The sequence below is a fragment of the Solicola gregarius genome (assembly GCF_025790165.1).
In the GTDB taxonomy this organism is placed as follows: Bacteria; Actinomycetota; Actinomycetes; order Propionibacteriales; family Nocardioidaceae; genus Solicola; species Solicola gregarius.
This window is the reverse complement of the sequence record NZ_CP094970.1, coordinates 1,652,803-1,673,063: the sequence shown is the minus strand read 5'-3', so window position 1 is coordinate 1,673,063 and position 20,261 is coordinate 1,652,803. Positions and strand designations below refer to the sequence as shown.

General features: G+C 69.2%; 15 protein-coding genes, 1 pseudogene and 1 riboswitch. Of the genes and pseudogenes, 11 read left to right on the top strand and 5 right to left on the bottom strand.

The window, feature by feature from the left end:
• The first annotated feature begins 21 nt into the window (after window positions 1–21).
• From dnaJ to L0C25_RS08280, 3 genes are all read left to right on the top strand, one after another.
• Entirely contained in the window at window positions 22–1,164 is a 1,143-nt protein-coding gene (gene dnaJ, locus L0C25_RS08290; protein WP_271635999.1) for a molecular chaperone DnaJ, read from the top strand.
• Window positions 1,161–1,547, top strand: coding sequence for a heat shock protein transcriptional repressor HspR (locus tag L0C25_RS23970; protein ID WP_408641676.1), 387 nt, complete (start codon window positions 1,161–1,163; stop codon window positions 1,545–1,547). Before dnaJ ends, L0C25_RS23970 begins: the two co-directional genes overlap by 4 nt.
• Window positions 1,548–1,629: 82 nt before the next feature.
• Window positions 1,630–2,064 (top strand): hypothetical protein, encoded by a 435-nt coding sequence (locus tag L0C25_RS08280; RefSeq protein ID WP_271635998.1) that lies wholly within the window; start codon window positions 1,630–1,632, stop codon window positions 2,062–2,064.
• A 168-nt stretch (window positions 2,065–2,232) separates the two neighbouring features.
• Here the strand turns inward: L0C25_RS08280 and L0C25_RS08275 are convergent, their stop codons facing one another.
• Together L0C25_RS08275 and L0C25_RS08270 are read right to left on the bottom strand one after the other, a co-directional pair.
• Window positions 2,233–3,759, bottom strand: coding sequence for an AMP-binding protein (locus L0C25_RS08275; RefSeq protein WP_271635997.1), 1,527 nt, complete (start codon window positions 3,757–3,759; stop codon window positions 2,233–2,235).
• Window positions 3,760–3,966: 207 nt separating this feature from the next.
• Window positions 3,967–5,310, bottom strand: coding sequence for an FAD-dependent oxidoreductase (locus L0C25_RS08270; protein WP_271635996.1), 1,344 nt, complete (start codon window positions 5,308–5,310; stop codon window positions 3,967–3,969).
• Window positions 5,311–5,561: 251 nt separating this feature from the next.
• Here L0C25_RS08270 and clpB point away from each other — a divergent pair.
• The 3 genes and pseudogenes from clpB (at window position 5,562) to purU (ending at window position 10,315) form a co-directional block, all read left to right on the top strand.
• Window positions 5,562–8,154 (top strand): annotated as a pseudogene (clpB, locus tag L0C25_RS08265) (ATP-dependent chaperone ClpB).
• Window positions 8,155–8,331: 177 nt separating this feature from the next.
• Window positions 8,332–9,450, top strand: coding sequence for a hypothetical protein (locus L0C25_RS08260; protein ID WP_271635995.1), 1,119 nt, complete (start codon window positions 8,332–8,334; stop codon window positions 9,448–9,450).
• On the top strand, window positions 9,443–10,315 hold the full coding sequence (gene purU, locus L0C25_RS08255; RefSeq protein WP_271635994.1) for a formyltetrahydrofolate deformylase: 873 nt from the start codon (window positions 9,443–9,445) through the stop codon (window positions 10,313–10,315). The genes L0C25_RS08260 and purU overlap by 8 nt, the downstream gene beginning before the upstream one ends.
• On the opposite strand, the gene L0C25_RS08250 is transcribed toward purU, so the two are convergent.
• Window positions 10,312–10,947, bottom strand: coding sequence for a hypothetical protein (locus L0C25_RS08250; protein ID WP_271635993.1), 636 nt, complete (start codon window positions 10,945–10,947; stop codon window positions 10,312–10,314). The genes purU and L0C25_RS08250 overlap by 4 nt on opposite strands.
• Window positions 10,948–11,157: 210 nt before the next feature.
• On the opposite strand from L0C25_RS08250, the gene L0C25_RS08245 reads away from it, so the two are divergent.
• On the top strand, window positions 11,158–12,465 hold the full coding sequence (locus L0C25_RS08245) for an NAD(P)/FAD-dependent oxidoreductase (protein WP_271635992.1): 1,308 nt from the start codon (window positions 11,158–11,160) through the stop codon (window positions 12,463–12,465).
• A gap of 11 nt (window positions 12,466–12,476) precedes the next feature.
• Here the strand turns inward: L0C25_RS08245 and L0C25_RS08240 are convergent, their stop codons facing one another.
• Window positions 12,477–14,387, bottom strand: coding sequence for an acyl-CoA dehydrogenase family protein (locus tag L0C25_RS08240; RefSeq protein ID WP_271635991.1), 1,911 nt, complete (start codon window positions 14,385–14,387; stop codon window positions 12,477–12,479).
• 52 nt (window positions 14,388–14,439) lie between these two features.
• On the opposite strand from L0C25_RS08240, the gene L0C25_RS08235 reads away from it, so the two are divergent.
• Window positions 14,440–15,261: an NAD-dependent protein deacetylase gene (locus L0C25_RS08235; RefSeq protein ID WP_271635990.1), complete on the top strand. Its 822-nt coding sequence runs from the start codon at window positions 14,440–14,442 to the stop codon at window positions 15,259–15,261.
• Here L0C25_RS08235 and L0C25_RS08230 read toward each other — a convergent pair.
• Window positions 15,258–15,836 carry a TetR/AcrR family transcriptional regulator gene (locus L0C25_RS08230; protein ID WP_271635989.1) on the bottom strand — a complete coding sequence of 193 codons (579 nt, stop codon included), beginning with the start codon at window positions 15,834–15,836 and terminating at the stop codon, window positions 15,258–15,260. The genes L0C25_RS08235 and L0C25_RS08230 overlap by 4 nt on opposite strands.
• Before the next feature lie 48 nt (window positions 15,837–15,884).
• Between L0C25_RS08230 and L0C25_RS08225 the strand changes: the two genes are divergently transcribed.
• The 3 genes from L0C25_RS08225 to L0C25_RS08215 all read left to right on the top strand — a co-directional run bounded on the left by L0C25_RS08225 (window position 15,885) and on the right by L0C25_RS08215 (window position 20,202).
• Entirely contained in the window at window positions 15,885–16,946 is a 1,062-nt protein-coding gene (locus tag L0C25_RS08225) for an FAD-dependent monooxygenase (RefSeq protein ID WP_271635988.1), read from the top strand.
• A 37-nt stretch (window positions 16,947–16,983) separates the two neighbouring features.
• On the top strand, window positions 16,984–18,033 hold the full coding sequence (locus tag L0C25_RS08220; RefSeq protein ID WP_271635987.1) for a lipoyl protein ligase domain-containing protein: 1,050 nt from the start codon (window positions 16,984–16,986) through the stop codon (window positions 18,031–18,033).
• 57 nt (window positions 18,034–18,090) lie between these two features.
• A riboswitch (cobalamin riboswitch) is annotated at window positions 18,091–18,221 on the top strand.
• Between the two features lie 73 nt (window positions 18,222–18,294).
• Entirely contained in the window at window positions 18,295–20,202 is a 1,908-nt protein-coding gene (locus tag L0C25_RS08215; protein ID WP_271635986.1) for a prenyltransferase/squalene oxidase repeat-containing protein, read from the top strand.
• Window positions 20,203–20,261 lie beyond the last annotated feature (59 nt).

Here is a 20,261-nt window from a genome sequence, read left to right as displayed (position 1 = left end):
TACTGAGCAGGGAGGTGGATCGTGAGCAACGGTGAGTGGGTCGAGAAGGACTTCTACAAGATCCTCGGCGTCGAGAAGGACGCGTCGACCGACGAGATCAAGAAGGCATACCGCAAGCTCGCCCGCGAGAACCACCCCGACTCCAACCCCGACAACGCCAAGGCCGAGGACAAGTTCAAGGCCGTCTCCGAGGCGTACTCCGTGCTCTCCTCACCCGAGAAGCGCAAGGAGTACGACGAGCAGCGGTCGCTGTTCGCCGGATTCGGCGGTCAACGGTCCGGTGGTGGCGGCTTCGGGTCCCCGGGAGGCGGTGGCTCCGGCGGTTTCGACATCTCCGACCTCTTCGGGGGCATCTTCGGCGGTGGCGGCGGCACGACGCGTACGCGGACGTCGGCGCCGCCCCGGCGGGGAGCCGACGTCGAGACCGAGGCGAGCATCAGCTTCGAGCAGGCCGTCGACGGCGTGACCGTCCCGCTGCGGATGACGAGCGACGAGCCGTGCCCGTCGTGTCACGGCACCGGTGCTCGGGCGGGCACGGTGCCGCATGTCTGTCCGAACTGCGACGGCAGCGGCATGCAGACGAGTGCCGCCGGTGGCGTGTTCTCGATGACGGAGCCGTGCACGGTCTGCCGCGGTCGCGGCATGGTCGTCGACGATCCCTGCCCGACCTGTCACGGGTCGGGGCGCGGCTCGTCGAGTCGCACGATGCAGGTACGCATCCCGGCCGGTGTGAAGGACGGCCAGCGCATCCGGCTGCGCGGCAAGGGCGCGGCCGGCGAGCGCGGTGGTTCGGCGGGCGACCTGTACGTCACTGTGCATGTTGCCGGGCACAAGCTGTTCGGCCGCAAGGGTGACAACCTCACGATCACGGTGCCGGTCACGTTCGACGAGGCCGCGCTCGGCACCACGATCAAGGTCCCGACGCTGCAGGGCGGGCCGGTGTCGCTGAAGCTCCCGGCGGGCACGCCCAACGGACGTACGTTCCGGGCGAAGGGCAAGGGCGCGCCGCGCAAGGACGGCACGAGGGCAGATCTGCTCGTCACCGTCGAAGTGGTCGTTCCGTCCAAGCTCGGTGACGACGAACAGGCCGCGGTGCAGGCGTACCGTGACGCCCGCAAGGGTGAAGACCCGCGGGCCGATCTGTTCGGGGCCGGTGCCTCATGAGCGAGTTCATCCCGCCAGGGCCCGAGGCGAAGGTCTTCGTGATCAGCGTTGCTGCCGAGCTGTCCGGGCTGCACCCGCAGACGCTGCGCACGTACGACCGGCTGGGCATCGTGAGCCCCGGTCGTACCGGCGGCGGCGGCCGGAGGTATTCGCTCAGCGACATCGAGCTGCTGCGTGATGTCGCACGGCTCACCGCGGAGGGCCTCGGCCTGGAGGGTGTGAAGCGCGTACTTCGAGCTCCAGCACACCGTACGTGTGCTGCAGGATCGCGTCGCGTCGCTCGAGTCGGATCTCGCGGCGGCGCACAACGCGCTCGCGTCGACGCCGAACCTCCCCGTCCCCGCATCGACCGCGGCGCAGCACGTCGTGGTGTGGCGGCGTAGGCGCTGACCGGCTCCCAACGTCGAGAATCCGACCTCGGCCTGCCTCCGCCGTACGTCCGCGCGCGCGTGATGAGATGGACACATGGCGATCGGGCGGGGTCTCGCGGCGGCGGCGATGCTCGCCGCTGCGCTCACCGCATGCACCAGCTCGGCCGGCGACGAACCCGACGATCCAGCATCGACGCCGAGCGGCTCGCCGAAGTCCGAATCCGAGTCCGGACCGCCCAGGGTCGCGGGTGGCGTCGCGTCGCCGGGCAGCCTCACGGCGTTCGACTGCGCGGCCGACGACGCGGGCGCCTGGTCGGCTACCGGCACGCTCACCAACACCGAGTCCGACCCCGCAGACTTCCGGGTCACCATCGTCGTCGCGCCGCCGGACGCCGCGAGCGGGCGGGCACGTGAGATCACCGTGACCGACGTACCGAGCGGCGAGTCGACCGAGTTCAGGGCCAAGAAGCTGCCGGACACGGCGGGCGACGACGTGGCGTGCTCCGTGCAGGTCGCACTCCTGAGCTGACGAGCGACACTAGACGACCGCGATGAGCCGACGCGGCTCCCAGGCCTTGACGCGTACGCGTACCGCCCATTCGTCCCACGCCGCGGCGAGCCCGGGCGGCGACGTCGTACAGGGTCGGCCGGAAGTACGACGACTTACCGCCCTGTGACTTGCTTGGAGCAAGTCTCCTCAGTGGATTTGGCGGCCCTGGTCCTTCCAGTACGGCTCGCGCAGCTTGAACTTCTGCAGTTTGCCCGTCGCCGTCCGGGGCAGCTCTTCGCGGAACTCGACCCGCTTCGGGCACTTGTAGCCGGCGACGTACTCCCGGCAGTGCGCGATGATCTCGCCCTCGGTCACGTCGCCTCCCTCGGTGACGACCAACGCCGTGACCATCTCGCCCCATTTCTCGTCCGGTACGCCGATCACCGCGACCTCGCGTACGGCCGGATGGGAGTTGATCGCGTCCTCGACCTCGATCGAGGTGACGTTCTCGCCGCCGGAGATGATGACGTCCTTCTTGCGGTCGGCGATCGTCAGGTAGCCGTCCTCGAAGACGCCACCGTCGCCGGTGTGGAACCAGTTGCCGGCCTGGACCCGCTCGGTCTCGTCGGGATTCTTCCAGTACGCCTGCAGGTTGACGTTCGACTGCGACAGCACCTCGCCGTCGTCGTCGGTGGCGATGCGGACGCCGATCGCGGGCGCGCCGGCACGGCCGAGGAGCTTGGCCTGCTCGTGTGGGTCGAGCCCGTCCCACTCGGACCGCATCCGGCTCATGGTGAGCAGCGGCGAGGTCTCGGTCAGTCCGTAGATCTGGATGAACTCCCAGCCGAGCTCCTCGCGTACCCGCTCGATCGTGCGGGTGGGTGGGGGTGCGCCCGCCACGATGATGCGTACGCGGTCGCGACCGGGCACCTCGCCCTCCCACGTCTTCGCGCCGTCGAGCGCCGCCGTGACGACGGCGGGTGCGGCGCACAGCATCGTCACGCCGTGCTCCTCGATGCGCGCGAGGATCTCGGTGCCGTCGACCTTCCGGAGTACGACGTGCTCGGCTCCCATTCCGGTGACGGCGTACGGCATGCCCCACCCGTTGGCGTGGAACATCGGCAACGTGTGGAGGTACACGTCGTTGTCCGTGACCGTCGCGTGCCAGCCGAACGTCGTCGCATTGACCCACAGGTTTCGGTGCGTCAGCTGCACGCCCTTCGGCCTCGCCGTGGTGCCCGAGGTGTAGTTGATCGTGGCCGTGGCCTGCTCGTCGCCCTCCCACGCGGCCGGGTCGGCGTCGCCGCCCCAGATCTCGGCGTCGTCCTCGCCGAGCACGAACGTGTGGTCGGCCTTGACGGTCTCGAGCAGGGTACGTAGCTCGGGGTCGACCACCAGCACATCCGCTCCGGAGTGCTCGACGATGTACTTCACCTCGGCGGGTGCGAGTCGGAAGTTGATCGGCACGAGCACTCGTCCCCAGCCCGAGACGCCGAAGAACGACGTCAGCAAGCGCGCGGAGTTGTGCGACACGATCGCGACCCGCCCGCCGACCGGCACGCCGAGGCGGTCGAGGTTGGCCGCCTGCGCGCGGGCGCGTCGGGCGAGCTCCGCGTACGTGACGCTTCCCCACGACTCGGCGGGCTGGCTGGGCTCGTCGACGACGGCGACTCGATCCGGGTAGACGGTCTCCGCACGATCGAGGAAATCGCGCACCGTCAGGGGATAGAACATGTTCCTCCAGCTGCAGGGTGGTCCGTGCCTCGTATCATCTGCCGTCCCCGTGGTCCGGCGCTACCCCGGGCGTGGGTGAGGACCGGCGGGTCGCGCTATTGGAGGGCGGAGACGGTGTACCAGGCTCCGAACGTCAGGCCGGCCGCCGCCAGCGGGAGAACCGCGTACGCGACGTCGTCTCGGAGACGGCGAGCGTGGATACCGCGGTCAGTCGGTGCAGATACCGACCATGTCCTCGCGCGCGACAACCTTCTTCCGCTCGCGGCCCTCGGCCTCACCGAGTGCGACCTCGTGCGCGTCGAGCTTCTCCCAGCCCGCCCAGGTCGTGTACGCGACACCGCGCCCGGCCAGATGCGCGGTGACGGCGTCGGGGTCGGCGTGTTCCGGCGCGGCCAACGTCGTCGCGTCCTCGAGCAGCTTCGCCACCGTCTCGGCGGCGTCGCTCTTGGTGTGGCCGATCAGGCCGACCGGGCCGCGCTTGATCCAGCCCGTCACGTACGCGCCGGGGAGCGCATCGCCATCGAGGTCGAGCACGCGCCCGCCGTCGTTCGGTACGACACCGGCGCGGTGGTCGAACGGCACGTCGGCGAGCGGTGAGCTCAGGTAGCCGACCGCGCGATAGACGGCCTGCACATCCCAGTCGGTGTACGTGGCCGTGCCGCGGACGTTGCCGTCGCCGGTGAGCTCCGTGCGCTCGGTACGCAGGCCGGTGACGCACGAGTCGCCGAGGATCTCGGTGGGAGACTCGCAGAAGTGGATGTGCAGGCGGTGCGGCTTGCCGGCCGGCTCGCTCGCGACGTAGTTCTGCAGCCGGTCGACCACGAGCTTGACCGACTTGCTCGCCCGGATGGCCTCCATGCTCCCCTCGTCGAGCTCGAAGCCCTCGGGGTGCACGATCACGTCGACGTTCGGGGAGTGTCCGAGCTCGCGCAGCTCCATCGGGGTGAACTTCACCTGGGCCGGGCCGCGGCGAGCGAAGACGTGCACGTCCTTGGCCCGGTTGGCCGCGAGACCTTCGTACACGTTGTCGGAGATCTCGGTCGTGCTCAGCTCGTCGGCGGTCTTGGCAAGTACGCGGGCAACGTCGAGTGCGACGTTGCCGGCGCCGAGGACCGCGACCGACTCGGCGGTCAGCGGCCACTCGCGCGGTACGTCGGGGTGTCCGTCGTACCAAGAAACGAAGTCGGCGGCGCCGTGGCTGCCCGGCAGGTCGACGCCGGGGATGTCCAGCGCCCGGTCGGTACGCGCGCCGGTCGCGAACACGACGGCATCGTAGAACTGGCGCAGGTCGTCGAGCTTGAGGTCTGTGCCGTACGCGACGTTGCCGAGGAACCGGATCTGGGGGTTCGACAGCGTCTTGCGCAGCGCCTTGACGATCTCCTTGATCCGCGGGTGGTCGGGTGCGACGCCGTAGCGGATCAGCCCGTACGGCGCGGGGTCGCGCTCGAGGATGTCGACCGTGACCTCGGCATCGGACTTCACCAGCGCGTCGGCGGCGTAGATGCCGGCCGGGCCGGAGCCGATGACGGCGACGCGTAGCGCGTTCGGCATGTGCCGCTCCTTCGTGAATAGATTCACTCGTCTTAGGTAACGCTAACTCTGAGGTCGACGGCACTCCAAGGGATCTCATACCGTGGACCACGTGGGTCGCGTCACGTTGAGCGCAGCGCGGCGAGAAATCGGAAGAGATCTGAAGTTGAGTGGAATGGACTCAAGTTAGTTGACGTTGAACCGGATGAAACCGCTCGCACCACTTCGCGAGTGCGAAGCCGAGCGAACAATTCGACACTGCGGAGACGTACATGGACGCATCCAAGCTCACCACCCGCACCCAGCAGGCGCTGGCCGACGCCATCCAGGCGACCGGTGCCGCGGGCAATCCCGCCGTCGATCCCTTGCACGTTCTCGGCGCCCTGCTCGGCCAGGACGGCGGCACCGCCGTACCCCTGCTGCAGGCGGCAGGCGCCGATCCGTCGGCGGTCGCAGCCGCTGTGAAGACCGAGCTGACCAAGCTGCCCGCCGCGTCCGGCCCGAGCGTCCAAGCTCCCGGGTACGCACGCGCCACGCTGGAGTCGCTGCAGCGCGCGCAGGACCTCGCGAGCGAGCTGGGCGACGACTATGTTTCGACCGAGCACGTGATGGTCGGGCTCGCGACCGTCGACTCGGCCGCGAAGGCGATCCTCGACGGCGCCGGGGCGAGCGCCGATGCGCTCCAGGCGGCGTTCGCGAGCGTACGCGGTTCGCGGCGGGTGACCAGCCAGGACGCCGAAGACACCTACCAGGCGCTGGAGAAGTACGGCGTCGACCTCACCGAGCAGGCCCGCGAAGGCAAGCTCGACCCGGTGATCGGCCGTGACTCCGAGATCCGTCGCGTGGTGCAGGTGCTCAGCCGGCGTACGAAGAACAACCCCGTACTGATCGGCGAGCCCGGCGTCGGCAAGACCGCCGTCGTCGAGGGGCTCGCCCAGCGCATCGTCGCGGGCGACGTACCGGAGTCGCTGCGCGGACGCCGGCTGATCTCGCTCGACCTGGCCGCGATGGTGGCCGGCGCGAAGTACCGCGGCGAGTTCGAGGAGCGGCTGAAGGCGGTGCTGGCCGAGATCAAGGAGTCCGACGGGCAGGTCATCACGTTCATCGACGAGCTGCACACCGTGGTCGGTGCCGGAGCGACCGGCGACAGCTCGATGGACGCGAGCAACATGCTCAAGCCCCTGCTCGCGCGTGGCGAGCTGCGCCTGATCGGAGCGACGACGCTCGACGAGTACCGCGAGAACGTCGAGGCCGACGCCGCGCTCGAACGGCGCTTCCAGCAGGTGTACGTGGGTGAGCCGAGTGTCGAGGACACCATCGCGATCCTGCGAGGTCTGAAGGAGAAGTACGAGGCGCACCACAAGGTGGAGATCGCCGACACCGCCCTCGTGGCGGCAGCGACCCTGTCGAGCCGCTACATCCCCGGCCGGCAGCTTCCCGACAAGGCGATCGACCTGATCGACGAGGCGAGCAGCCGGCTGCGGATGGAGATCGACTCCAGCCCGGTCGAGATCGACGAGCTTCGTCGCTCGGTCGACCGGCTGACGATGGAGGAGATGCACCTCGAGCGCGAGCAGGACGACGCGAGTCGCGAGCGACTCGAGAAGCTGCGTGCGGAGAAGGCCGATCAGCAGGAGCGACTGCGTGCCCTGGAGACGCGATGGGAGCGCGAGCAGGAGAGCCTGAACCGTGTCGGCGAGATCAAGGAGCGTATCGACGAGGTACGCGGGTCCGCCGAGCGTGCACAGCGCGAGGGCGACTTCGAGGCCGCCAGTCGGCTGCTCTACAGCGAGATCCCGCAGATGGAGAAGGCCCTCGCCGACGCTCAGGAGGCGGAGACGGCCGACAGCGCCGATCTGATGGTGCACGAGGAGGTCGGAGCCGACGAGATCGCCGAGGTTATCGCGTCCTGGACCGGCATCCCGACCGGCCGCCTGCTGGAGGGCGAGACCGGCAAGCTGCTGCGGATGGAGGACGAGCTCGGCACCCGGCTCATCGGTCAGAAGTCCGCCGTACAAGCGGTCTCCGATGCTGTCCGCCGCTCGCGCGCCGGCATCTCCGACCCGGACCGGCCCACCGGTTCGTTCCTGTTCCTCGGGCCTACCGGCGTCGGCAAGACCGAGCTGGCGAAGGCGCTCGCTGCGTTCCTGTTCGACGAGGAGCGCGCGATCGTACGTGTCGACATGAGCGAGTACTCCGAGAAGCACTCGGTCGCTCGGCTCGTCGGCGCGCCGCCCGGGTACGTCGGCCACGAGGAGGGCGGTCAGCTGACCGAGGCGGTACGCCGCCGGCCGTACTCCGTGGTGCTGCTCGACGAGGTCGAGAAGGCGCACCCCGAGGTCTTCGACATCCTGCTGCAGGTCCTCGACGACGGTCGGCTGACCGACGGCCAGGGGCGCACGGTCGACTTCCGCAACGTGATCCTGATCCTGACGTCCAACCTCGGCTCGGCGTTCATGGCCGATCCGTCACTGGACGAGAAGGCCAAGCGCGATGCGGTGATGGAAATCGTGCGCACCACGTTCAAGCCGGAGTTCCTGAACCGGCTCGACGAGATCGTCACGTTCGACACCCTCGGCACCGAGGACCTCACTCGGATCGTCGACCTGCAGGTCGACGCTCTGGCGAAGCGACTCGAGTCGCGTCGGATCCAGCTTCGAGGTCACCGGCGCGGCCCGCGAATGGCTCGCGGTCACCGGGTACGACCCGGCGTACGGCGCGCGGCCGCTGCGTCGACTCGTGCAGCAGGCGATCGGCGACCAGCTCGCCCGCGAGCTGCTGTCGGGTGAGGTGCACGACGGCGACACGGTCGTGGTGGACCTCGACGAGCCGGCCGACGCGCTGTCGGTGCGTACGCGCGGCTGATTCGCGGGGCTCGCTGCGGGCGTACGTTTACCATGTAAACATGGTAAACATCCGCCTTGCATGGCGAGTTCTCCGTGCAAAGTGGACCTTTACCATGTTTACATGGTAAAGGTCCATCGGTGCGTACGCCGCGGACCGGCGCCGTCTGCGCGTCGCCCGGCATGGTGGGATAGCAGCATGACGAGCAGTGCGCCGCGCCCGCAGAAGGTCACCATGGCCTGCCTGCTGGCCGGCGTCGGCTCGCTCGTCGTGCTGATCAGCTTCACCGTCATGCTGGCCGACTGGGTGCCCGCGGAGCTGCGCACGCAGGTCGAACAGGTCATCGACGAGCCGCCGCTGTCGACGTACGACCTGCAGACGTCGCAGGTGCTCGAATGGCTGCGGCTCGGCCTGATGGCCGGTGCCGCGATCGCCGTCGCGGCGGTCATCCTGGCGGTCTACGCGGCTCGCCGACATCGCGGTGCGCGCATCGGACTGACCGTGGTGTCGGGAGTGAGCAGCCTGGCGTTCGTCCCGGCGGGGCTGACCGGGCTGCTTCCCGCCGCGATGGCGGTCGGCTGCGTCATCCTGCTGTGGTCGCGCGAGTCGAACGAGTGGTTCAACCCGGAGAAGGCGGCCCGGCGTGCCGAGCGGGAGCAGGCGACCGAAGCTGCGAATGCCGCGCCGCCCGCACACGCCGCGACGGAGCAGGCACCGCCCGAGCAGCAGCCGCCCGCGTACGAGCCACGCCCCGCCGACGTTCCGTTCGGGAGCCCGCAGCCACCGCCGTACGCCCGCCGCCCGCCGTACGCCGGCGCGCAACCGTACGCTGCTGTCCCGCCGCCGGCGCGTACGACCCGGCTCCCCGGCACGGTGCTCGCGGCCGTACTGACCGCGGCGATCATTTCCGGTCTCGTCGCGTTGGTCGCCGCGATCGTGGTGGCGGGGTACGCGGCGTCGCCCGGTGATCTCGGCCGCGAGCTGCTCAGCCAGCCGACCCTCGAGGACAACCCGCAGATCGAGGATCTCGGCTGGTCGGCCGAGACCCTTGGTCGAGCCGTCGTCTACACGATGGCGGCGCTGCTCGTGCTGTCCGTCGCCGCACTCGGAGCCGCGCTGTTGATGCTGCGCAGATCGAACACCGCCCGGATCGTGCTCGTCGTGCTTGCAGGCATCGCGATCGTGGTGTCGGCGATCGCGACCATCGCCGGGATCCCGACGATCGCGGCCGCCGTTGCGGTGATCGTGCTCGTGTTCCGGCCGTCGGCCAACGCGTACTTCCGATCGCGGCCGAAGGCGGCGGGCCAGCATGAGTGAGGCGCCGGAGCGCAAGGGTTACGTGCTGACGCTGTCCTGTCCCGACGTGCCCGGCATCGTCTTCGCCGTCTCGAAGCACTTCATGGACGAGGGCTTCAACATCTTCGCGAGCCAGCAGTTCCTCGACGAGGCGGCCGACCGGTTCTTCATGCGGGTGCACGTACACGACGCACGCGACCGCGAGCTGACCGTCGACGAGGTACGCGCCGCGTTCGCGTCGGTCGGTACCCGGTTCGGCATGACGTGGTTGTTGCAAGATGCGGGTTATCGGTCGCGGGTACTGCTGCTGGTCAGCAGGTTCGGACACTGCCTCAACGACCTGCTGTTTCGGACGAGCATCGGGCAGCTCAACGTCGACATCCCCGCGATCGTCTCGAACCACCCGGACTTCGCGCCGCTCGCCGCGAACTACGGCATCCCGTTCCACCATGTCCCGGTCACGTCCGACACCAAGGCGCAGGCGGAGGACCGGCTGCGCCAGGTCATCGCCGATGAGCGCATCGACCTGGTCGTGCTCGCCCGCTACATGCAGATCCTCAGTCCGCAGCTGTGCGACGACCTGGCGGGGCGCGCGATCAACATCCACCACTCGATGCTGCCGAGCTTCAAGGGCGCCCGGCCGTACCACCAGGCGCATGCCCGCGGCGTGAAGCTGGTCGGGGCGACCGCGCACTATGTCACCGCGAACCTCGACGAGGGCCCGATCATCGAGCAGGAGATCGCCCGCGTCGACCATTCGATGAGCCCGACCCAGCTCGTCGACGTCGGCCACGATGTCGAGCGGCTCGCGCTACAGCGGGCGGTGCGCTGGCACACCGAGAACCGCGTCCTGCTCAACGGCAGCCGGACGGTCGTGTTCCGCTAGTCGGCGTCGCTGATCGGCAGCTCGAAGGTGTCCGTGACCGCCGGAACATCGCCCGAGACGTTGTCGTGCTCGTCCCAGTCGGGGTCGACGTACACGCCGAGCGTCGCCTGGTAGCTGTCGCCCCGATCATGGGTGCCGCCGGCGAGTCGGCCGACGAAACCCTCGTTGATGCTGTTGCCGTACCGACCTTTGCCGAACCTTCCGCCGAGTTGCCCCATCCTCTGCAGAGTGCCGTCCTCGGCCTTCCGCAGCAAGCGGAACGCGACGCCGTCCATCGCGATGGGGTCGCCGCACTCTCCGTCCTCGCGAAGTACCTGAGCCTCGACGCCCAGCGTGGCGTCGTGCACCCGCAGGTGCTCCCAGACCGTGACGGCGCCGGTCAGCCCCCACGTCGGCCGCGCATTGCCGGTGATGTCGGCCTTGAGCCGGATCACCAGGCAGCGATCGGCCCTGGGCAACTCCTGCCGCCAGACCTTGTCGATCCTGGTCGTCTGCAGGGTGTCGTCGTGCTTCAGCCGACCCTCCGCGGGCGTCGACAGCCGCATCAGCACGACCACCGCGATCAGCAGCAGCACGAGCACGCCGGCACCGAACCAGATGGCGTGCTTGCGCGTCACCGGCAGGCCGAACATGGCCAAGACCCTAGCGTCGCCGCGAGGGCCCTGCCACCCGCGAGCGAGCCGGCTGGTCCGTGCGCGGGAGGGCACGCGCGTACGCGGGGAGCAGCATCGAACGCATGAGATTCCACCCCACCATCAGCGTGATCGAGCAGACACGTGATCCGGCAGACAACGGGCGGTCGGGCGACGACATAACGGCCCCGATCGCAGTAGGTTCGTAGCATGGACGCGAACGAGGCAACCCGCACCGACCGTCCCCACGTCGTGGTCGTCGGAGGCGGCTTCGGCGGGCTCTCAGCCGTACGAAAGCTCCGCCGCGCCGATGTCGACATCACGCTGATCGATCGGCATACGTACAACACGTTCCAGCCGCTGCTCTACCAAGTGGCGACGGCGACCCTCAACCCCGGCGACATCACGTGGTTCCTGCGCTCGGTCCGTTCGAAGCAGGACAACGTCCACTACATCAAGGGCACCGTGCTGCGTATGGACCACGAGGCACAGTCGATCGAGCTCGACGGCGGGCAGTCGGTCGCGTACGACTACCTGATCATCGCGACGGGCGTGACGGCGAACTTCTTCGGCATTCCGGGTGCCGAGGAGTACTCGATGCCGCTCTACCGGCGCAGCCAGGCGCTCGCCGTCCGCGACCGGATGTTCGAGAACCTCGAGGATGCCGCGATCAACGGCCAGGAGGAGGATCTACGGGTCATCGTGGTCGGCGGTGGCGCGACCGGCGTCGAGACCGCCGGAGCGCTCGCCGAGATGCGCAACACGGACCTGCCCGTGACGTACCCCGAGCTCGATACCGACCGCGTGCACATCACGCTCGTCGAGATGTTGCCGAACGTGCTCGGGCCGTTCCACCCCCGCCTGCAGAGGTACGCCCGCAAGGCGCTGGAGAAGCGCGGCGTCGACCTGCGCCTGGGCACCTCGGTCAAGGAGGTACGCAAGGACGGTGTGGTTCTGGACGACGACGAGTTCCTGCCGGCGGGCATCGTGGTCTGGGCGAGCGGCATCACGGTGCACGACGCCGTCGCGAACTGGGACGTACCGCAAGGTCGCGGCGGCCGCATCGAGACCGGTTACGACCTTCGCGTACGCGGCAGCGACCGGGTGTTCGCCGTCGGCGACATCGCCCTGACGCCAACACCGCTTCCCCAGCTCTCGCCGCCGGCGATCCAGGGCGGCAAGCACGCAGCCAAGACCATCGGGCGGCTGGAGTCGGGCAAGGAGGCAAAGGCGTTCGTCTATCGCGACAAGGGAACGATGGCGACGATAGGTCGCAGCGCCGCGGTGGCCGATATCAACCACGGACCGCGGCTGACGGGTTTCATAGCCTGGGTCTCGTGGATCGTGCTCCACGTGTACTACCTGCTGGGCAACCGCAACCGGCTCGCAACGATCATCAACCTGAGCTCGCGCTACCTGTTCTGGCATCGCAACCACAACGCGATCGTCGGGGAGACGCCGCCGATCATCATGCGCAAGCCGCGGCGGCTGGGCGCGAAGGAACGCCCGATCGACTGACTACCAGTGCACTAGGCGCGCACGATCTCGGCACCGAGGAGCTCGTCGGGAATGCCGAACGCTTCGACGAGCGTCAGTGCGTGCGGCCTCAGCTGCTCGCACAGCTGGTTGACCGATGCCGTAAGGGTTTTCGCGCGTCCCGCCGACAACCGTTTGTGCTCCATGAACCACGCCTTGTCGTCCTCGATCACCGAGAGGGCGTACAGGTCGCAGACGGAGTCGAGCAGCGTCCGCGTCTCGTCGTCGGTGCACCGGTCGACCGCCGCCACGAACGCCTCGAGCACGATCCGGTCGACGTGGGCGCGCGCGGCCCGGATGACGTGGTCCTGCGCGGAGTTGAAGATCGCGAACGCCTCGTCGGGATCGCGGTCCTTCGCGCGGCGCAGCCTCCGCGCGACGGTCTCGAGCACGTGCCGCTCGCGGTCCTCGAACATCTCCAGCTGGGTGCCGCGCTCGAGTAGGTCGTGTTCCTCGTCGTCCGAGGAGACCGCGTCGACGAGCCGCTGGATCACCTGCTGCGCCGCCGTACGCTCCACGACGACGTCCGCGACCGTACGTGTCGCGAAGCGCACCATGCCCAGCACGTCGAGTCCGCCGACGTCGGCCGCGTACGCGGTGAGCAGCTCCTTCGCCACCAGCTGCATCAGCACGGTGTTGTCGCCCTCGAAGGTGGTGAACACGTCGGTGTCGGCCTTGAGCGTCGTGAGCCGGTTCTCGCTCAGATAGCCTGCGCCGCCGCATGCCTCGCGGCATTCCTGGATCGTCCGCGTCGCATGCCAGGTCGCTACCGCCTTGATACCCGCCGCGCGGCCTTCCAGCTCGCGCTGCGCGTGCGGGTCGGGATGGTCGGCGCTCTCGATGTCGTGCAGTCGAGATACGAGCTCGTTCTGGGCGAACTGCAGGGCGTACGAGCGTGCGATCAGTGGCAGCAGACGACGTTGATGGGCCAGGTAGTCCAGGATCACCACCTCGCTGTCGTCGGGGCGGCGGAACTGGCGTCGCTCGTTCGCGTACCCGGTGGCGATCGTCAGCGCGACGCGAGCACCGGCACCTGCAGCTCCGGCGACGCTGACCCGGCCGCGGATCAAGGTGCCCAGCATGGTGAAGAAGCGCCGTGACGGATTCTCGATCGGCGATGAGTACGTGCCGTCGGCGGCGACGTCCGCGTAGCGATTCAGCAGGGCAGCGCGCGGCACGCGTACGTGGTCGAAGGTGATCCGACCGTTGTCGACACCGTTGAGCCCGCCCTTGTGCCCGCAGTCGGAGGTCGTCACGCCCGGCAGGTCGCTGCCTTCTGCGTCCCGGATCGGCACCAGCAGGCAGTGCACTCCGTGTGTCGTGCCGTCGGTGACGAGTTGTGCGAACACCGCCGCCATCGTCGCGTGCTGTGCCGCACCGCCGATGTAGTCCTTGCGGGCAAGGCGATCCGGCGTGTGGATCACGAACTCGTCAGTGTCGGAGTCGTATGTCGCTGTCGTTCCGAGGTTCTGTACGTCGCTGCCGTGACCCGTTTCGGTCATCGCGAAGCAGCCGAGCAGGTCGAGGTCGATGAGTGACCCCACGTACGCGTCGTGGTGCCGCTCGGTGCCGAGGTTCTCGATCGCGCCGCCGAACAGTCCCCACTGCACGCCGGCCTTGACCATCAGCGACAGGTCGCCGTACGCGAGCATCTCGAACGACGTGATGCTGGCGCCGATGTCGCCGCCTCCGCCGTGGTCGGCGCTGAATCCCGCGGCCGGGTAGCCGGTTTTCGCGATGACGTGGAGCTGGTCGAGCACGCGGGCGCGTGCGGCTCTGGTGTCGAGCGTCGGGTCGGGCAGCAGGGCTGGGTCGGCGAGCTGCGAACGCGCCCGCTCGCGTACGTGGGCCCAACGTCCGTCGAGCAGGTTGCGCAGTGCGGTGCTGGTCTCCGAGGCACTCATCTGCCGACCGTAACCGTCGTACGTCGTTGGTGCTCGGACGTAGGCTGGCGGGGTGCTCGAAACCACGTCGCCCGCGGAGGCATTGCGGCATGCGCGCGACGTACTCGACGGTCGGCTGCTCGCCGTCCTGACCGGCGCGGGCATCAGCACCGACTCGGGGATCCCCGACTATCGGGGCCCGGACTCGCCACCACGCAAGCCGATGACGTACCAGGACTTCGTGTCGGGGCCGGCCGCGCAGCGGCGGTACTGGGCGCGTGCGCACGTGGGCTGGGGCCACATGTCGGCGGCGTCGCCCAACGCTGGCCATCACGCGCTGCGTCGGCTGGAGCGCGGCGGCCACCTCACCGGCTTGATCACCCAGAACGTCGACGGGCTGCATGAGGCCGCGGGTCACGACCGGCTGATCGCTCTACACGGGCGCATCGCCGACGTCGTCTGTCTGAGCTGCGGTGCGCGGTCGCGTCGGTCCGACCTGCACGAGCGTCTCGCCCGGCTCAACCCCGGGTACGCCGAGCGCGACGTCGAGATCGCGCCCGACGGCGACGCAGTCCTCGACGATGTCGACGGCTTCGTCATCGCCGCCTGCGAGGTGTGTGGAGGCGTGCTCAAGCCGGACGTCGTGTTCTTCGGCGAGAACGTGCCGCGCGATCGGGTCGCGGCGGCGGCGCAGCTGGTCGATGCGGCCGACGCGCTGCTGGTCGCCGGCTCGTCACTTCAGGTGCTGTCCGGTCTGCGCTTCGTACGCCAGGCACGCAAGGCCGACAAGCCGATCGTGATCGTGAACCGTGGTGCGACTCGCGGCGACGACCTCGCCGACGTCAAGGTCGACGCGGGTACGTCCGAGACGCTCGCCGCGTTGGAGCGACGCTAACGGCGCACGTCGAACGCCGCCGCGACGGCGGGCTCGAGCACCTCGCGGAGCGTGGCGTCGACGGCGCCGTGGCTGGTCGTGGCGAGGATATAGCCGTCCAGGGTGACCGTGATCCGCTGACCCGCGACGTCGATGTCGCTTGCCCCGGCGGCCGTCAGGACCTCGGCCGCGAGCGCGTTCAGCCGGCGGCGCGCCTCGGCGACCCTCGTGGCGAGCTCGGGGTGCGACGCGGCTTCGAGGAACACGGCGTATCGCGCCAGCGTGTTTGCCCTCGCCGGACCGGTCAGGTGCTCGCCCAGTGCGACCAGCAGATCGGTGAGCGACTCGCGGTCATGGACCGGTCTGCCGTTGGCGCCGACCGTCGCGGCGGCCGCCTCGTCCTGCGCGATCAGGTGATCGAGTACGCCGCCCAGCAGGGCATCGCGCGTACGAAAGTAGTTCGATGTCGTGCCGCTCGGCACGCCGGCGCGGTCGTCGAGTCGTGCATGGGTCAGGCCGCGGACGCCCTGCTCGGCCAGTACGTCGACGGCCGCGGCAAGGATGACCGGGCGATGACGGGATGTGGCGGGGCTCATGTCGGGATCCTCTCGCAATCGCGTTCCACTATATCTATAGTGGAACGCATGACTGATCCGAGGCAGCTTCGCATCGCCGTAGTCGGCGCCGGCATCGGCGGCCTGTCGGTCGCCGCCTTGTTCGGCGGCACCGGTGGGCACGTCGACGTGTTCGAGCGGTGGCCGCGGATCAAGGCGGTCGGTACCGGCATCGGGCTCTGGCCGAATGCCGTACGCGTGCTCGACCGGATCGGCGTCGGCGGACCGTTGCGTGCGGTCGCAGTGCCGCAGCCGGGGGGTGCACTGCGGTCCGCCGACGGCCGCGACCTGCTGACGCTGCGCACGACGGCGATGGAGCGCGGCGGTGGCACGGGCGTGCTGCTGATCTCGCGCGAACGCATCCTGAACGCGCTCGTGGACGCGGCGCGTACGGCCGGGGCCAACCTCTACCTCGACGCGGCGCCCGACGTCGGGCGCCTCGCCGACACCTACGACGTCGTTGTCGGCGCCGACGGGATCTCCAGCACGGTACGAACCGAGCTGTTCGGAGCCCGAGACCCGCGGCGGCGAAGTGGCTTCTGGGCGGTACGCGGCACCGATGAACGGACACTGACCCCGTACGGAGAGTTCTGGGGTGCGCGACAGCTGTTCGGAGTGACGCCGATCGAGAACGGCGCCACCAACTGGTACGCCGCGATGCGCACCGACCGGCGACCGACGGTCGGCGACCTGCGCGACTGGTACGCGGGCTGGCCGGATCCGGTCGGAGCGCTGCTGAAGAGCGCGACGGATGAGGCCGTGCTCCGCCACGAGGTGCAGCACCTGTGGCCCGTGCCGAAGTCGTTCGTGCACGGGAACGCCGTACTCGTCGGTGACGCCGCGCACGCGATGCCGCCGAACCTTGGCCAGGGCGGTGCCCAGGCCTTGCTCGACGCCGCATGTCTCGTCGATGAGCTCGTCGGGCGGTCCGTACCGGACGCGCTCGCGGAGTACGACCGGCGCCGACGTCGTACCACCCGCAGGTACGTGGCCGGGTCGATCGCGATGGCCAACGTCGCGTTGGCCGGCGGACGCGCTGCTCGCGTCCGTGACCGGGTGCTCCACATGCTCCCGGCGCCCCGGGTCGCCTGAGCGGGAACAGATTCGGCGCGCCGGTGTTGGAACTGGTGTGCATGGTGAGTACAAGGTTCCGGGCGGCAAGCTCGTCGTCGCCGATCTGCAGATCGACGCTGGGCGGCTGACCGACGTTCAGATCTCCGGCGACTTCTTCCTCGAGCCCGACGACGCCCTCGAGCGCATCGACAAGAGCCTGGTCGGGCTGTCGACGTCGACCACGGCCGACGGGCTGACAGCGGTCGTCGCGGAGGCAGCCGGGCCCGAGGCGGTGATGCTGGGGTTCGAGCCGAAGTCCGTCGCGACCGCAGTGCGCCGGGCGTTGGGGCAGGCGACCGCCTGGCAGGACCACGCCTTCGAGTTGGTCGACACCGGCCGCCAGCATCCACAGATGCAGATGGCGCTCGACGAGGTGATCGCCCGCCAGGTCGGCGATGGTCTGCGCAAGCCGACGCTACGCGTCTGGGAGTGGGCGTCGAACGCGATCATCATCGGGTCGTTCCAGTCCCTGTCCAACGAGGTCGACCTCGAGGCCGCCGAGAGACACGACGTCACGGTCGTACGTCGGGTGTCGGGTGGCGGCGCGATGTTCGTCGAGCCCGGCAACACCATCACGTACTCCCTGTACGTCCCCTCGTCGCTGGTCGACGGGCTCTCGTACGCGGACTCGTACGCGTTCCTCGACGACTGGGTGCTGGGCGCGCTCCGCGAGCTCGGCATCAACGCCACGTACGTGCCCATCAACGACATCGCCTCGCCTGCGGGCAAGATCGCCGGCGCGGCACAGAAGCGGCTCGCCAATGGTGCCGTGCTGCACCACGTCACGATGTCGTACGACATGGATGTCACGAAGATGCTCGAGGTGCTGCGCATCGGGCGCGAGAAGCTGTCGGGCAAGGGCGTCTCGAGTGCCCGCAAGCGCGTCGACCCGCTGCGTTCGCAGACGGGTCTGTCTCGGGAGGCGATCATCGAGTCGATGGTCGAGCACTTCCGCAACGAGTACGGCCTCACCGAGGTCGGCCTCGACGACGCGACGAGCGCCGCGGCGGAGCGGTTGGTTGCGCAGAAGTTCGGCACCGAAGCGTGGACCGCCCGCGTGCCCTGACGCCGCGCTCGTGACGCAGTGTGAGAGCGACCACCGAGCGGGCGCGGAGGCCGCCGACGCGTGTTAGATTCGGTAGGTTCCGAAAGGAACGCCGCACGTCACAGGGGAAGCCGGTGCAAGTCCGGCGCTGTCGCGCAACCGTGAGCCGCAAGGCGAGCCGGGATACCTGTCGCGTGCGTATCCGCTCGACACGCTGTCGCGACGAACAGGGTGGAGCCCTCGCCCTGCGAGTCCTCCGCCCTGAGCGGCGGAGAGGACCCCATGACTCGATCGACCTGGCGCCGTACGTCCGCGGTCGGCATTGCGGCCGCGGTCGCCGTTGCCGGCACCGCGCTCGCCCCCTCGGCGTACGCGAAGGACGCGCCGGGGCCCGCCAAGCAGGCTGCCCGCTGGCAGGCCGGTCAGCTGACCGGCGGCCTGATCCACAACGGCCAGTTCGACTTCGACGACTACGGGTTGACGATCGACACGTTGTTCGCGCTCGACGAGGCCAACGCGAAGCCGGCCAAGCGTAAGCGCATCGTCCGGGCGCTCCGCACCGACGTCGCGTCGTACATCGGTGACGGTTCCGGCGGTACGTACGCGGGCTCGGTGGCCAAGATGCTGGTCGCGGCGACGTCTGCCCACGCGAAGCCGCGCTCGTTCGGCGGGGTGAACCTGGTCGAGCGGGCGACCGGCCTCGTCGACACCGCAGGCGCCGACAAGGGGCGTCTCAAGGACGACACGTCGACCGGCGACGACTTCTCCAACCTGATCGGGCAGGCGTACGCGTTGCGTGGTCTTGCGGCCGCAGACGCAGCGAGCCCGTCGGTACGGAGCTTCCTGCTCAAGCAGCAGTGCCAGCGCGGCTTCTTCCGCATCGCGTTCAACGACGCCGCCTCCAACCCGACGCTGCGTTGTTCGACCGCCAAGCCCGCGAACCGCGCGCCCGATCTCGATGCGACCGCGCTCGCCGTCGCCGCGATGGACGCCGCTCGCTCCGACGGTGTCGCCGGCCTCGGCAAGCCGATCGCCAAGGCGACCGGCTGGCTTCGCGATCGGCAGCTGCCCAACGGCGCGTTCCGCAGCGGCAGCCCGGCAGCGGCGAACTCCAACAGCACCGGACTCGCGGCGTACGCACTCGCCGAGACCGGACACCCGAGGGCCGCCCGGCGCGCGGCCGTGTGGATCGCGTCGCGGCAGGCGACCAAGCGGCGGGCAGGTGACACGTCGCTCGCGAAGGAGATCGGCGCGGTCGCGTTCGACGACAACGCCCTACGTACCGCAAGGAAGTCCGGCATCACCAAGGTCGCCCGCGACCAGTGGCGGCGGGCGACCGCGCAGGCGACGCTCGGGCTGACCGAGCTGCAGGCGAAGCGGTTCACGGTGCGCCCGGCCAGGCGCAGCGTACGCGCGGGCGCTCGCCTGCGCGTACGTGCCGGCGGGCTGGTGCCCGGCGAGAAGTACGACGTGCGGATCGCCGGAAAGCAGCGCACGCACGGACGGGCGAACGCCAAGGGGCGGATCGACGTGCGCGTACGTGTGCCGCGGGCGACGAAGGCCGGCCGACGAGTCGTCTCGGTACGCGGAGCGGCCGCCGCGCGTACGGGCAGAGCGAGCATCAGGGTGCGGCGTCACTCGGCCGCCTCGGCGGCAGGGCTGTCGCGTGTACGGCCGACGAGCGCTCGCAAGGGATACGCCGGCAAGTGCAAGAAGAAAACCCGCAAGGGCCGCAAGGGCGTCACGGTCGTCGTCGACTTCCGTAAGCTCGGCAAGTTCCGCGGCCATAGCGGCAAGACGATCGTGCGCTGCGCACCCGCGAAGTTCACGAAGTCCGGCAAGGTCAAGAAGCGCACCGGGATCAAGGTTCTCCAGCACGCCGGGATCTCCGTCAAAGGCACCCGGCTGCAGGGTAAGGCGTTCGCGTGCCGCCTCGACGGGCGTCCGGCGCGTGCGGAGAAGCTCCCGCTCCAGGGTGATCCGAACTATCGCGAGAAGTGCATCAGCACCCCGCCAAGCCGCGCGTTCTGGGGATATTGGAACGCCAACGGCAGGCGCGGCGGTTGGCACTTCTCCAAGACCGGCCCGGCAAGTCGGTACGCGAAGCCCGGTGGCTTCGAGGGCTGGGCGTTCGCCCTGAACGCCACGCAGGGCAGCAAACCGAAACCGCGGGTCAAACCGCGCCGCTGAGTCGGAAGCAAATCGACATTTGTCACCCCCTGGCATAACAAATGTCTATTTGTTCGATG